The sequence below is a fragment of the Nonomuraea sp. NPDC050153 genome (assembly GCF_044460125.1).
Lineage (GTDB): Bacteria > Actinomycetota > Actinomycetes > Streptosporangiales > Streptosporangiaceae > Nonomuraea.
On record NZ_JBITJQ010000041.1, the window covers coordinates 1 to 12,939 of the forward strand.

Here is a 12,939-nt window from a genome sequence, read left to right on the forward strand (position 1 = left end):
CTCCATGACGGGCCGGGGCCTGCTACCGGGCGCTCCGATGCTTACCCGGACGGGACTTTCACCCGCAGGCCTGGACCAGCTTCCAGGACGCAACACGCAGGCAGCTTACGGGAGGACGATCGCGTATGAAATCTGCATGGATGACGCATTGGTTGTCTCGCCGCCGCCCCCTACGGTGGCCTGCATGAGAACGGTGATGGTCACGGGCGCGACCGGCACGGTCGGCGGACAGGTGGCGGCGCGGTTGACGGAAATGGGGGCCGAGGTCAGGCCGTTCGGCAGGGCCCAGGGCGATCTGGCGGACCCCGGGTCGCTGCCGCTCGACGGAGTGGAGTCGGTGTTCCTGGTGTGGCCCTTCGCCACGGCGGAGGGGGCGCGGGCGGTGGTCGACGCGATCGCGGGCCGGGCGCGCCGCGTGGTCTACCTATCCTCCGCCGCGGTACGCGACCACGAACGCGAGGTCGAGCGGCTGATCGAGAAGTCGGGGCTGGAGTGGACGATCCTGCGCCCGCACGCCTTCGCGGCCAACGCGCTGCGGTGGGCCGCGCAGGTGCGGGCAGGCGTGGTGCGCGGCTCGTACGGCCGGGCCGCCATGCCCGTGGTGCACGAACGGGACCTCGCGGAGGTGGCGGCACGGGCGCTGCTGGAAGAGGGTCACCACGGCGCCGTCTATGACCTGACCGGCCCGGAGTCGATCAGCCAGGCCGACCAGGTCCACCTCATTTCCCAGATCACGAAATTTCCGGCGCACTGGGAGGAGGTCCCGCCCGACCGGACCCGCGCGGAGCTGCTGGCCGGGGGCTGGCCCGCGCCGGTGGTGGACGGCGTGCTCCAGGCCCAGGCGGACCTGGTCAGCCACCCGGCCCCCGTCACGCGGACGGTCGAGGAGATCACGAAGACCGCGCCCCGCACGTTCGGCTCGTGGGTGGCCGAGCACGCCGCGGAGTTCCGCGTTCCCGGCGAGCCGCCCGAGACCATGCGTGCCGCCCGCATCCACGAATACGGGGCCGAGATCCGCTACGACCGGATCCCCACGCCGCGCCCGGGCCCGGGAGAGGTCCTCCTGGAGGTGGCCGCCACCTCGTTCAACCCGTCGGAGGTCGGCCTGCGCATGGGCCTGCTGCGCGAGGTGCTCCCGGTGAGCCTGCCGTGCACGCTCGGCGCGGACGTCTCGGGCACGGTCGTCGCGCTCGGCGCGGGCGTGACGGGCCTGGAGCCGGGGGACCGCGTGTTCGGGCTGGTGGACGGCGCCGCCGCGGAGTACGCGGCCGTGCCCGCGAGCGTCCTGGCCGAAGCGCCGCGGAGCATCCCGCTCACCCACGCGGCCGCCGTCCCGGTGGCCGGGCTCACGGCCTGGCAGGCGGTCCACGAGCACGCCCGCGTCGCCCGTGGCGAGCGGGTGCTGATCAACGGGGCGGGCGGCGGGGTCGGCATGTTCGCCGTCCAGCTCGCCAAGCTCGCGGGCGCGACCGTGTTCGCCACGGCGAGCCCCCGCAGCGCGGCCGCGGTCGCGCGGTACGGCGCCGACGAGGTGATCGACTACACGACCACGCCGCTCCCCGGCGGCATGGACGTGGTGCTGAACCTGGCCGCGCTCCCCGACGGGGACGCCGCCGCCCTGGCCGGGCTCGGGCGGCGGACGGTCACGATCGCCACCCCGATCGAGGGCGGCACCCACTTCGTGGCCCGCAACGACCCGGCTCAGCTGGCCGGGCTCGCCGCCCTCGTCGACCGGGGCGAGCTCGCCGTCGAGGTGGCCGCGGATCGCCCGCTGACCGAGCTGCACGAGGTCCACCACGCGGCCGAGCAGGGCCGAACCCGCGGCAAGATCATTCTGATTCCGGCCTGAAGTGGCGCAGCACCTCGGGGTTGGCCATGGCGTCGGGATTGGCCGCCTGCTCGACGGGCGTGCCCAGCAGGATCTTGCGTACGGGCACCTCCAGCTTCTTGCCGGAGAGCGTGCGGGGGATGCCCGGGACGACGTGGATCTCGTTGGGCACGTGCCGGGGCGACAGCTCCTTGCGCAGGGTGTCGCAGAGGGCGCGTTGCAGCGACTCGGTCAGCGTCGCGCCCTCGGCGAGCGTCACGTACAGCAGCAGCCGCCCCTCCTGCCCGAGCTGCCCGGTGTCGATGACGAGGCTGTCGGCGATCTCGTCGAACCGCTCGACGACCCGGTAGAACTCGCTGGTGCCCATCCGGACGCCGCCCCGGTTGAGCGTCGAGTCGGAGCGACCGTAGATCACGCAGCTCCCGTCCTCGTTGATCTTGATCCAGTCGCCGTGCCGCCACACCCCGGGGTAGACGTCGAAGTAGCTCTCGAAGTAGCGCCGGCCGTCGGGGTCGTTCCAGAACCGCACCGGCATCGACGGCATCGGCGCGGTCAGCACCAGCTCGCCCACCTCGCCGATGACCGGCTTGCCCGCGGAGTCGTACGACTCGACCTTCGCCCCCAGCGACCGGCACGGGATGACGCCCGCCCTGATCGGGTGGAGCACGGTCGCCCCGACGAACCCCGTGCACACGTCCGTGCCCCCGGAGAACGACCCCAGCGGGACCCCGGGCAGCTCCGCGGCCACCCACCCGAATCCCTCGGGCGGCAGCGGCGACCCGGTCGAGCCGATGCCGCGCAGCCGCTCCAGCCCGTCGAGGCGGATCCCGGCCTTCAGCGAGGCCATGATGTACGGCGCCCCGACCCCGAAGTAGGTCACCTTCTCGGAGTCGGCGATCCGCCACAGCGCGACCGGCGACGGATAGGTGGCCGCGCCGTCGTACAGCACCGGCGTGGCCCCCACCAGCAGGGCGCCGATGAGGTAGTTCCACATCATCCAGCCCGTGGTGGTGTACCAGAAGAACACATCGCCTTCGCCGATGTCCTGGTGGAAGGCGAGGGACTTGAGGTGCTCCAGCACCACGCCGCCGTGCCCGTGCACGATCGGCTTGGGCAGCCCGGTCGTGCCGCTGGAGTAGAGGATCCACAGCGGGTGGCCGAACGGCACCCGCTCGAACTCCAGCGGCCCCTCCTCGGCCCGCAGCCCCTCCCAGCCGATCACCTCGCCGTGCGGCACCTCGCGGGTGTGCGCCTCGGCGGGCCCGGCCTGCTGGGGCGCACTGCCCTCGTCGAGCGCCGCCAGGTAGGGGATCCACACGGTCGCGCGCAGCGTGGGCAGCTGGGCGGCGATCTCGTTGACGGCGTCGGAGCGGTCGTACGTCTTCCCGTTGTAGTGGTAGCCGTCGACCGCGATGAGCACCTTGGGCTCGATCTGCTTGAACCTGTCGACGATGCTCGGCACCCCGAAGTCGGGCGAGCCGGCCGACCAGATCGCGCCCAGTGAGGCGGTGGCCAGGAAGGCGATCAGGGCCTGCGGGATGCTCGGCAGGTAGGCGGCCACCCGGTCGCCGCGCCGCACGCCGAGCCGGGCCAGCCCCGCCCGGACGCGGGCGACCTCCTCGCGCAGCTCGTCCCAGGTCAGCTCCTGGCGGGCGCCGTCCTCGGACACGAACACCAGGGCGGTGCCCCCGGCGTGGCGCAGCGCGTTCTCGGCGTAGTTGAGCGTGCTCCCCTCGAACCACGTGACGTCCGGCATCGTCCCGGAGACCACCGGCCCGTCGCCCCGGTCCCCGACCACGTCGAAGTAGTCCCAGATGGACGTCCAGAACTCGCCCGGATCGTCGACGGACCACCGCCACACGTCCTCGTAGGGTCCCGGCCGTCCCAGCCACTCCAGGTACCGGGTCAGCCTGGCCTTCGCCACGACCTCTTCGCTCGGCTCCCAGAGAAGCGCGCCCTCAACAACCATGTGCCCATCCTGTCGCCCGTTCGCGGGAAAGTCATACCCGACCTCCCACATAACTTGCTACCGCCGTAGGTGGTCCACCGCCATACGCGCCGCCGTGCCGATCACCGCGTCGGCGCGCGGCTGGTTGAGCGCGGTGCTGAACGAACGGGTGCAAACGGCCACGGCGTAGCGCCGGCCGTCGGGGTACTCGACGACCCCCGACTCGCTGCGCAGCGTGGGCAGCGTGCCGGTCTTGCCGCTGACCGCGACGTCGTCGTACGGGAAGCCGGAGGCCAGCCGGTGCGGCCACACCTGCATGTTGAGCACGCCGCGCATCCAGGCGCACGACTCCGCAGAGGCCGCCTCGTCCCGCCAGATCATCCCGAACAGCTCGGCCAGCTCGCGCGGGGTGGACCGGTTCGTCCGCTCGGGGTCGAGCGCGCTCAGCCGCGCGATGTCCTCCGGATCCACGAACGGCCACCCGTGCCCGGTGTCGGCGCCCATGCTGCCGAGGAGCTCCCGAGCGCTCCGCGTCACCCGCGTCCCGTCCAGCCCGAACCCGGCCAGCATGCTGTTGACCGTCTCCAACCCGACCCGGCCCAGCACCATGTCGGCCGAGGTGTTGTCGCTCACCGCGATCATCAGGTACGCCAGGTCGCGCAGCGAGATCGTCACGTCGTCGAGCATCGACGAGAGCCCCGTCGACCCCGAGACCCTGTCCTGTGCCGTCACCGTCACGCGTTCGGACAGGTCCAGGAGCCCGGCGTCGGCCTGCCTGCAGAGCGCCGCCAGCAGCGGCACCTTGAACATCGACGCCGTGGGCACCGGCTCGTCCGCCCGGTGTCCCACCTCGTGCCCCGAGTCGATGTCGGCCGCGTACAGCCAGCCCCGCACGCCCGCCGTGCGGAACAGCGCGTCGAAGTCCGGAGTCCTCATGCCAGCATCCCCGGCCTGCGGCTGATCCGCCGCACGGACACCGCGCCCTCGTCCGTCATCCCGGCGCTCTCCTTCAGAGTGCGTACGGCCACGGCCGAGAAGTCGCCGACCAGTTCTTCGATCGGGGCGGCCGCCGCCTGGCGCCAGGCGGTGGAGACCCGGCACGTGATCGGCGAGCCTAGCAGCGGCCGCCAGGCCAGCCCCGGGAGGTCCGCCCTCGGCCCGAACGCCACCGCCGCACCCGCCATGACCAGCCCGAGCCCGGCGCCCTCGTGCACCTGCGCGGGGACGTAGCCGTGGCGGCGGCACTCCGAGAGCATCTCCGCGTACAGGCCCGGTTCGCCCTCCTGGGGCGGCATCAGCAGCTCCCGCCCCGCCAGGTCGGCCAGGTGCACCTCGCCCACGCCGGTGAGCGGGTCGCCCTCGGCCAGCAGCACGCCCTGCGCCTGCGCGAGCAGCTGACCGAAGCGCAGGCCGGGCGCGGCGACCGGGTGGCGGACGAGGCCGACGTCGATCGTTCCCTCCGCCAGCGCCGTCACCTGGTCGGCGGTCCAGATCTCGGCGGGCGCGAGGCGTACGGTGGGGTTGGTCTCGCGGAATCCCGCGACCAGGGCGGCGATGGCGGCGGCGGCCAGGTCGGGCGGGACGCCCACCTTGAGCACCGTGCCCTCGCCCTGCCTGGCCAACTCGTGCAGCCGGTCCACCCTGGCCACGATCTCGCGGGCCTCGCCCAGGAGCAGCCGGCCCGCCTCGGTGAGCCGCACCTGGCGGGCCGAGCGGTCGAACAGCCGCACGCCCAGCTCCTCCTCCAGGCGCTTGATGCGCTGGCTGAGCGGCGGCTGCGCCATGCCGAGCCGGATCGCGGCGTTGCCGAAGTGGAGTTCCTCCGCGACGACGGTGAAGTAGCGAAGGTGCCGGACGAGGTCCACGACCAGCCACTATATCCAGACTTATATCTATAAACCGCCCATACCAGTATTGGACACCTCTGCTGCCTCTCTGGTGTCCTCTGCTCCATGGCACCACAAACGGGGAAAATTCGGCGCCGTCGCTGGCCGTGGATCGTTTCGGGGATCCTGGTCCCGGTCGTGGCGGCGGGAGGCGTCATCTGGGCGCTGCGTACGGAGGGCTCGCCGGAGGAGACGGCCGACAAATACCTGACGGCCTGGTCCGCCCAGGACTATGCGGGGATGCGCGCCCTGGTGGCCGACCCGCCCGCCGACTTCGAGACCTGGCACCGCCGCTTCCGCGCCGACCTCAAGCTCACCGGGGCGGACTTCCACCGCCCCAGGCCGACGGGGGTCTTCGCGTCCTCCACCGACGTCGTCTCCTTCCAGGCCAAGCTGCTCGGGCAGCAGGACTGGACCTACAACGGCCAGCTCAAGCTCGTGGAGCGCGACCGCAGGTGGCAGGTCGCCTGGACGCCCGCCGCCATCCACCCGCTGCTCAAACCGGGCCGCTCGCTGCGCGTCATCTCCCAGCAGGGCGACCCGCTGCGGGTCCTGGCCGCCGACGGCACCGCGATCAACACGCCGGACGCGCCCGGCTCGGTGCAGCAGCTCGTGGAGGGCATCAAGCAGACGTTCCCCGACCGATTCGAGAAGCCGGCCCGCTCCCGGATCGACCTCTACGAGGGGGACGAACCCATCCAGACGGTCGTCCGCGCCGACGGCTACCGCCCGCTCCAGACCACCGTCGACCTGAAGGTCCACCGCGCCGGGGCCAAGGCCCTGGAGGGCGTGAAGCAACCGGCGTCCCTGGTGGCGCTGCGTGCCTCGACCGGCGAGATCCTCGCGGTGGTGAACAAGCCAGGTGGCTTCAACCGGGCCCTGCTCGGCAAGTATCCGCCCGGTTCGACGTTCAAGGTCGTGACGGCCTCCGCGCTGGTCGCGGACGGGGTCGAGCCGTCCCGCCAGGTCACCTGCCCCGCCGAGAAGAACATCGGCGGCTTCCCCTTCCACAACGCCGACTTCGAGGACTTCGGCAGGCTGTCGTTCCAGGACGCGTTCGCGCATTCGTGCAACACGACGTTCGGGGAGATGAGCGTTCGTCAGCTCAACGGCGGGCGGCTGGCGCAGGTGGCCCGCAGCTTCGGCTTCGGCACCCCGATCACCGCCGGCGTGCCCGCCGTACGGGCCGAGTTCCCGGACCCGAAGGACGACACGGACCTCGCCTCCGCCGCCATCGGCCAGGGCCGCGTCCTGGCCAGCCCGCTCAACATGGCCTCGGTCGCCGCCGCCATCGCCTCCGGCGCCTGGATCTCCCCGACCCTCGTCAAGGAGGAGCTGATCCCGGACGCCCAGCCCACCAACCCCCGGCCGCTGGAGGAGGGCGTGGTGGCGGCCCTGCGCAAGCTGATGCCCGCCGTGGTGACGGACGGCACCGCCCACGCCGTCCGGTTCCCCAAGGGCACGGCCGGCAAGACGGGCACCGCGGAGTTCGGGTCCGGCAAGGAGCCGCCGACCCACTCGTGGTTCATCGGCTACCGGGGGGACGTGGCCTTCGCGGTCATCGCCGAGGGCGCGGGCACGGGCGCCGGCGTGGCCGCCCCGGCCGCCGCCCGCTTCCTCGCCGCTCTGGACCCGGGCGCCGAAGGCTAGGCGATGCGGCCGACCGGGGAGGTGAGGCCCGCCACGGCCGCGACGACCTCGGAGGCGTTGGAGAGGTCGGGCAGCACCACGTCGGCTCCCGCCTCGCGGAGTTCGGCCGCCATGGAGCGTCCCGAGGCGACCCCGATCATCGCCGCGCCGCCGATCTTGGCGGCCTGGACGTCCCGCGTGGAGTCCCCGATCACGACCGTGTTGGCCGCGGTGAACGGCGTGCCCAGGCGTTCCTTGGCCCGCGACTGCGCCACCTGCAGCAGCGTCGCCTTGGGGTAGACCTCCTCGCCGTACCCGCCCAGCGTGAAGTCGATGTGCTTGTCCAGCCCGAACGCCTTGAGCTTGTGCACGGCGTTGCTCTTGATGGTCCCGGTCAGCACCGTCTGGATCACGCCGTCGAGCCGGGACACCGACTTCAGCGCGTCCTTGGCCCCCTGCATCATCCGCCCCTCCTTGGCCAGCCGCCCGCGCCGGTCGGCGAAGGCCACGGCGAGCGCCGACAGGAACTTGGGCAGGTGGTCGTCCTCGGCCAGGATGCCGTTGACGGCGAGCGTCTCGAAGATGATCTCGGAGTCGGGGCGCCCCAGCGGGGGCACGAGTTTGACCAGCGGTCGCCCGGTGACGAAGCGGAACGCCTCCGCGTAGGCGTCCCTGGTCACGATGGCGACGTCGACCAGCGTCAGGTCGATGTTCCACAGCACAAGGCGGTTGATGGCAGCCTCCTGGGGGGGTGACCCTGCATAGGGTACGGCGGGCGCCGCCGTTCTGTTCAGTTACGGTAGGGCCGGCGCCATGCCCGTGGTCGACGCCTCGGCGATTTGGGCATGAAGGCCCTACGCGTGATCCAGCGCGTCCGACAGCGTGTCGACCACGGGGAACCCGGTGCTCTCCAGGTCGGCGCGGGTCGTCATCCCGCCCGTGTACAGCACCGCCTTGGCCCCCACGTGCCGCGCGGCGAACCCGTCGTCCATGCTGTCGCCGATCACCAGGATCTCGCCGGGATCCACCCCGATGGCCTGGATGTGGGCCGCCATGTGCGCGGCCTTCTCACCGCCGGTCGTGCCCAGCAGCCCGTCGACCCGGGTGAAGTGCCGGGTGATGCCGAACGAGTCGACCATGGGCACCAGGTGCGCATGTGGCGCCATCGAGCAGAGCGACTGACTGCCCGTCCAGCTCGTGAGGGCCAGCACGGCGTCGGCGGCCAGCGCGCAGGCGTCGCTCAGCCGGAAGTAGTGCTCGTGGAACCCTTCGTCGAGCAGCTCCCACTCCCCCTCGGTCAGGGGGCGGCCGAGCAGGCGCTCGTAGGCGACCCAGATGGGCCGGGTGTAGACCGCGCGGAAGCCGTCGACGGTCACCTCGGGAAGCTCGTACGGCTTGAAGACCGCGTTGGTGGCCCCGACCACGGCCTCGATGTCGTGGAAGAGCGTGCCGTTCCAATCCCAGATGATGTGCTTTGTCATGTTGCGACAAGCTTAGACGGCACGTGTGACGTTTCGATGAACGCCCAACGCAGGGGCCGCGACCATCCGGCCACGGCCCCTACGGAGAGCCCGGAGAGCCTACTTGCAGGCCTTGCCGGTGGTGCCGGCGCCGTTCTGGCCGCCGCGGCCGCCGTTCCACTGGACCGAGGCACTGCCCCAGGCGCACATGTTGTTGGCCCAGATCATGTTGCCCCAGTGCCGGCCCTTGTTGCCCTTCTTGTAGCGGAACTGGTCGTACCGGCCGTCCTTCGCGGTCACGGTGATGGTGCCGCTCCCCGAGGTCGGCACCCGGACCTCGACCCAGTTGGTCTTGCACTTGAAGGACCACCAGAGCTTGATCGTCCCGACCTCGCCGTCGACGCGGCCCTTGATGGGGGCCGTCCGGACCACCTTGGCCGAGTTCCAGCAGCCCGACTTGGCCGGGTCCTGGTGGTCGTACGGCTTGGCCTGCGCGTTCGCGGGCCCGCCCGCCAGCAGGACCGCTGCCATGGCGCCCACGGCAGTGGCCACGACTCGAAGCTTCACTTGGACCGACTCCTTGCGTAAACAACACTTGCTAGATCGGGACCCTAGCGAGGATCGGCTCGAAACGGTCAAGGAAGTGTGATCGATGTAACGCCTCCGTTATGTGCCCAGAAGGTCAGGAATCTCCTGTGTCGCGTACCACATGAGCTCGTGCGCCTCGGCCCCGTCCACGGTGAATCTGGCGTCGTCGTCGCCCTCGTCCGCGGCCGGCAGCGCGGCGACCGCGGCCTCGACGTCGGCGGTCGCCTCGTGGTCGTCGACGTGCACCGCGGCCACCTTGGCCAGCGGGATCGGGTCGGCGAGGCGCACTCTCGCCCGTTCCTCGAGATCGACCCCGGCGGAGACCGAGCGATCCGGCACCTCGGCGGCGACCACCACGCGCCGGGCCGCGATCTCGGCGCCGTCGGCGCGGCCGGCGGCCAGCATCCGCAGCGAGGCACGGGCCGCCTCGGTGAGCGCCACGTATTCGAGCTCCTCGGTGTCACCCGAGGCGTACCACTCGGTCAGCGCGGGGGTCACCGCGTAGCCGGTCAGCGGGGCCGGGCCCAGCTCTCCCGCCTCGACCGCCTGGGTCAGGGCCGGGAGAGTGCACGGCAGATAGACGCGCATGACGAACCTTTCGTGCTTCTTTCTGGCCGAGCTCAGCTCGGCGTGCCGGGACGGACGTCCGCGTCCGGCGGGCCCGTCTCAGCGTGCAAGGGCTCTATCATGCCCGCCGCAGCGTGAGACGGAGGAGAGACTCGAGTTCCTCGATGGTCGAGTTGGCATCTTTGTGATGAATGCCGGCGATGCCGAGCGCGCGGGCGGCCAGGATGTTGGCCTCGATGTCGTCGATGAACACGCACTCCTCGCAGGTCAGACCGATCAGCTCGACCGCGTGGCGGTAGATGCGCGGCTCGGGCTTGCGCATGCCCACCTCGCCGGAGATCACGACCGCGTCGAAGAGCCCGTCCCACTCGGCCCGGGGATACTCATTCGACCAAGAGTTAGATACCAAACACGTTTTGACACCATTTTTCCGCACATCGCGGAGCATGTCGTACATAGCGTCAACGCGGGCAAATCCCGCGAACATCCGGTTCAGCAGCCCTTCGGCCACGGGCGGCACGCCGTCGACGGTCAGCAGCCGGGCGGCGAGGTCGCGCTCGAAGGAGGAGCCGTCGATCTCGCCCCTTTCCAGCGCGTGGACGACGCTCTCGCCGTCGCCGTCGCCATTCCCGTAGGCGTGGTCGACCAGCCCCCGCATCACCCGGCGGTAGAGGTCGCCGTCGATCCTGTCCGCCGCGATCCAGCGCGCGATGGCGTCGGAGAGGCTGGTCGTCAGCACGCCGCCCCAGTCAATGAGCACACCCGTAAGCACCGTTCCAGAGTAGAACGTCACCGACACATATAAACCGTTAAAACCCCATAAAAGGGTCGCCCGATATGTCCGGTTAGGGTGTGCTTCCAGCGATAGTCGCTACCCAGAAAGGACCGCCGTGCGGACGACGATCCTGATCACCTCCCCCGACCGATGGACCGCCCCGGGACTGGAACTGTTCGAATTCGCGCCGATCTTTCCCGGCGGCCCGGAATGGTTCACCAAACCGGTGCTCATCGCCCTGCTCAGCTCGGCCATCGCCATCGCCCTGTGCTGGGCCGCGTTCGCCAAGCCGAAGATCGTCCCCCGCGGCTGGCAGAGCATCGGCGAGTACGCGTACATGTTCGTACGCGACCACATCGCCCGCCCCAGCCTCGGCGCCGACTCCGACCGGTGGATGGGCTTCCTCCTCACGATCTTCCTGACCGTGCTCCTCTGGAACCTGATGGGCATCATCCCGCTCGTCCAGTTCCCCCTCGCCGCGCACATCGCCTTCCCCCTGGTGCTGGCGCTCATCGTGTACGGCACCAAGGTCTACCTCGGCGTCCGGCACCACGGCGTGCGCGGCTACCTGAGGGGCATCGTGCACCTCCCGGGCCTGCCCGGCTGGGCGTACGGGATCTACGCCCCGATGATCCTGGCCGAGGTGTTCATCACGTCGCTGTTCACCCACTTCGTCCGGCTGTTCGCGAACATGTTCGCCGGCCACATCCTCGTGGCCTTCTTCAGCTCGGTGGGCTTCTGGTTCCTGTTCGAGCGGCTCACCCCGCTGGGCGCAGGCCTCGGCGTCGTCGGCGTGCTGATGACGATCGTGATGACCGCGTTCGAGATGTTCATCCAGTTCTTGCAGGCGTTCCTGTTCGCCATGCTGGCCGGGATGTTCATCGCCGGCGGCCTGCGCGGCGCGCACTAGCTAGCGCGTGACCTGGGCGGCCAGCTTGCGGTGCGCCGCGGAGCGCACCACGCCGGCCGCCCTCCCCGCGTCGGCGGCCGGGGCCTCGGGCAGGTAGCCCTTGGCCTGCTTGAGCGTGAGCAGCCGGGTGACGGACTGGTCGAGCCGCTCCTTCGAGATCCGGCCCGACCGCACCGCCGCCACCACCGCCTGGTACGCCTTCGGCAGGTCGTTCGGCATGAGCAGCAGGTCGGCCCCGGCCAGCACGGCGCGCACCGCGATCTCCCCGTCGGCGTACTTCTTGCGCACGCCCTCCATGTTGAGCGCGTCGGTGGAGATCACGCCCTTGAAGCCGAGCTTCTGCCTGAGCAGGCCGGTCAGGATGGGCTTGGACAGCGTGGCCGGGTCGCCCGACGGGTCGAGCCTGGGGAAGACGATGTGGGCGCTCATCACGGCGTCCACGCCCGCGCCGATGGCCGCTTTGAACGGCGGCGCGTCGATCTTCTCCCACTCCGCCTTCGTGTGCTTGATCACCGGCAGCCCGGTGTGGCTGTCGACGTCGGTGTCGCCGTGGCCGGGGAAGTGCTTGGCGCTGGCGGCCACCTTCGCCTCGCCGAACCCCTTGACCGCCCCCGCGACCATCTTCGCCACCCGCGCCGGGTCGTTGCCGTAGGCCCGGCGGCCGATGACCGGGTTCTTCGGGTTCACGTTCACGTCGGCGACCGGGGCGAAGTCGAGGTTGACGCCGAGCGCGCGCAGCTCCTCGCCGGTGGCCCTGGCCACGGCCCGCGCCCGGTCGGGGTCCTTGGTCGCGCCGAGCTCGGCTGCCCCGGGGAAGTCGGTCATGATCGCGGACATTCTGGCCACCAGGCCGTTCTCCTGGTCGGTGCCGATCAGCAGCGGCACGTCCTTGGACGCGCGTTGCAGGCCGTTGGTGAGGCCGACGACCTGGCCGATGCCCTTGATGTTCTGCGGGAAGAGGATCACGCCGCCGAGGTGGTATTTCGCGATCACCTTGGCCGGGGTCTGGGCGCCGTACCTGGCCTGGTTCTCGCCCGACACCGTGTCGGCCGCGGTGCCGTACAGGACGGGCATGAAGAGCTGGCCGACCTTCTCCTCGACGCTCATCTTCGCCAGGGCGCGCCCGACGGCGTCCTGGCGCGCCTGCGGCGGGCTCTGCGGCGGCGCCGTCTGTGGTGCCGTCTGTGGTGCCGTCTGTGGTGCCGTCTGCAGGGTCGCCGCCTGCGGCGGTGCGGCCTTGCCTCCTCCGGTCGGGGTCGCACCCGCCGGGCTGCCGTCCGAGCCGCAGGCTGTCAGAGCGATCGCGAGGAGTCCTGCCGTACCGATCCGTCGAAGCATGACTCCAAAG

12 protein-coding genes are annotated in these 12,939 nt (G+C 70.9%); 3 read left to right on the forward strand and 9 right to left on the reverse strand.

All coding sequences use genetic code 11. The features are described 5' to 3' along the window. Positions 1-184 precede the first annotated feature (184 nt). Entirely contained in the window at positions 185-1,849 is a 1,665-nt protein-coding gene (locus ACIBQ1_RS53245; RefSeq protein ID WP_397290203.1) for an alcohol dehydrogenase catalytic domain-containing protein, read from the forward strand. Here the strand turns inward: ACIBQ1_RS53245 and ACIBQ1_RS53250 are convergent. The 3 genes from ACIBQ1_RS53250 to ACIBQ1_RS53260 are packed head-to-tail and all read right to left on the reverse strand — an operon-like array spanning position 1,830 to position 5,641. Continuing rightward, positions 1,830-3,797 carry an acetoacetate--CoA ligase gene (locus ACIBQ1_RS53250; RefSeq protein WP_397290205.1) on the reverse strand — a complete coding sequence of 656 codons (1,968 nt, stop codon included), beginning with the start codon at positions 3,795-3,797 and terminating at the stop codon, positions 1,830-1,832. The genes ACIBQ1_RS53245 and ACIBQ1_RS53250 overlap by 20 nt on opposite strands. A 57-nt stretch (positions 3,798-3,854) precedes the next feature. Beyond that, positions 3,855-4,712, reverse strand: coding sequence for a serine hydrolase (locus ACIBQ1_RS53255; RefSeq protein WP_397290207.1), 858 nt, complete (start codon positions 4,710-4,712; stop codon positions 3,855-3,857). Beyond that, positions 4,709-5,641 carry a LysR family transcriptional regulator gene (locus tag ACIBQ1_RS53260; RefSeq protein WP_397290209.1) on the reverse strand — a complete coding sequence of 311 codons (933 nt, stop codon included), beginning with the start codon at positions 5,639-5,641 and terminating at the stop codon, positions 4,709-4,711. The genes ACIBQ1_RS53255 and ACIBQ1_RS53260 overlap by 4 nt, the downstream gene beginning before the upstream one ends. Positions 5,642-5,728: 87 nt before the next feature. On the opposite strand from ACIBQ1_RS53260, the gene ACIBQ1_RS53265 reads away from it, so the two are divergent. Further along, a complete protein-coding gene (locus ACIBQ1_RS53265; protein WP_397290211.1) occupies positions 5,729-7,312 on the forward strand; it encodes a penicillin-binding transpeptidase domain-containing protein in 1,584 nt (527 codons plus the stop codon). Here ACIBQ1_RS53265 and ACIBQ1_RS53270 read toward each other — a convergent pair. The 5 genes from ACIBQ1_RS53270 to ACIBQ1_RS53290 all read right to left on the reverse strand — a co-directional run bounded on the left by ACIBQ1_RS53270 (position 7,309) and on the right by ACIBQ1_RS53290 (position 10,705). Beyond that, the gene (locus ACIBQ1_RS53270; protein WP_397290213.1) at positions 7,309-8,013 is read right to left on the reverse strand and encodes an HAD family hydrolase; all 705 of its coding nucleotides are present in this window, start codon (positions 8,011-8,013) and stop codon (positions 7,309-7,311) included. The two genes, ACIBQ1_RS53265 and ACIBQ1_RS53270, sit on opposite strands and share 4 nt — an antisense overlap. Before the next feature lie 132 nt (positions 8,014-8,145). Beyond that, on the reverse strand, positions 8,146-8,772 hold the full coding sequence (locus ACIBQ1_RS53275) for an HAD family hydrolase (RefSeq protein ID WP_397290215.1): 627 nt from the start codon (positions 8,770-8,772) through the stop codon (positions 8,146-8,148). Positions 8,773-8,871: 99 nt separating this feature from the next. Next, positions 8,872-9,318 (reverse strand): DUF2690 domain-containing protein, encoded by a 447-nt coding sequence (locus ACIBQ1_RS53280; RefSeq protein ID WP_397290217.1) that lies wholly within the window; start codon positions 9,316-9,318, stop codon positions 8,872-8,874. 99 nt (positions 9,319-9,417) lie between these two features. Next, on the reverse strand, positions 9,418-9,927 hold the full coding sequence (locus ACIBQ1_RS53285; protein ID WP_397290219.1) for a DUF6912 family protein: 510 nt from the start codon (positions 9,925-9,927) through the stop codon (positions 9,418-9,420). Positions 9,928-10,024: 97 nt separating this feature from the next. Next, positions 10,025-10,705: an HAD family hydrolase gene (locus tag ACIBQ1_RS53290; RefSeq protein ID WP_397290221.1), complete on the reverse strand. Its 681-nt coding sequence runs from the start codon at positions 10,703-10,705 to the stop codon at positions 10,025-10,027. 91 nt (positions 10,706-10,796) lie between these two features. Here ACIBQ1_RS53290 and ACIBQ1_RS53295 point away from each other — a divergent pair, with 91 nt between their 5' ends. Then, positions 10,797-11,591: a F0F1 ATP synthase subunit A gene (locus ACIBQ1_RS53295; RefSeq protein WP_397290223.1), complete on the forward strand. Its 795-nt coding sequence runs from the start codon at positions 10,797-10,799 to the stop codon at positions 11,589-11,591. Here the strand turns inward: ACIBQ1_RS53295 and ACIBQ1_RS53300 are convergent, their stop codons facing one another. Then, positions 11,592-12,929 (reverse strand): glycoside hydrolase family 3 N-terminal domain-containing protein, encoded by a 1,338-nt coding sequence (locus ACIBQ1_RS53300; RefSeq protein WP_397290225.1) that lies wholly within the window; start codon positions 12,927-12,929, stop codon positions 11,592-11,594. Between the last annotated feature and the right edge of the window lie 10 nt (positions 12,930-12,939).

Coding starts and splice junctions, on each gene's coding strand:
- ACIBQ1_RS53245 (WP_397290203.1), top strand. CDS start 185: ATGAGAACGGTGATGGTCACGGGCGCGACCGGCACGGTCGGCGGACAG.
- ACIBQ1_RS53250 (WP_397290205.1), bottom strand. CDS start 3,797: ATGGTTGTTGAGGGCGCGCTTCTCTGGGAGCCGAGCGAAGAGGTCGTG.
- ACIBQ1_RS53255 (WP_397290207.1), bottom strand. CDS start 4,712: ATGAGGACTCCGGACTTCGACGCGCTGTTCCGCACGGCGGGCGTGCGG.
- ACIBQ1_RS53265 (WP_397290211.1), top strand. CDS start 5,729: ATGGCACCACAAACGGGGAAAATTCGGCGCCGTCGCTGGCCGTGGATC.
- ACIBQ1_RS53275 (WP_397290215.1), bottom strand. CDS start 8,772: ATGACAAAGCACATCATCTGGGATTGGAACGGCACGCTCTTCCACGAC.
- ACIBQ1_RS53285 (WP_397290219.1), bottom strand. CDS start 9,927: ATGCGCGTCTATCTGCCGTGCACTCTCCCGGCCCTGACCCAGGCGGTC.
- ACIBQ1_RS53300 (WP_397290225.1), bottom strand. CDS start 12,929: ATGCTTCGACGGATCGGTACGGCAGGACTCCTCGCGATCGCTCTGACA.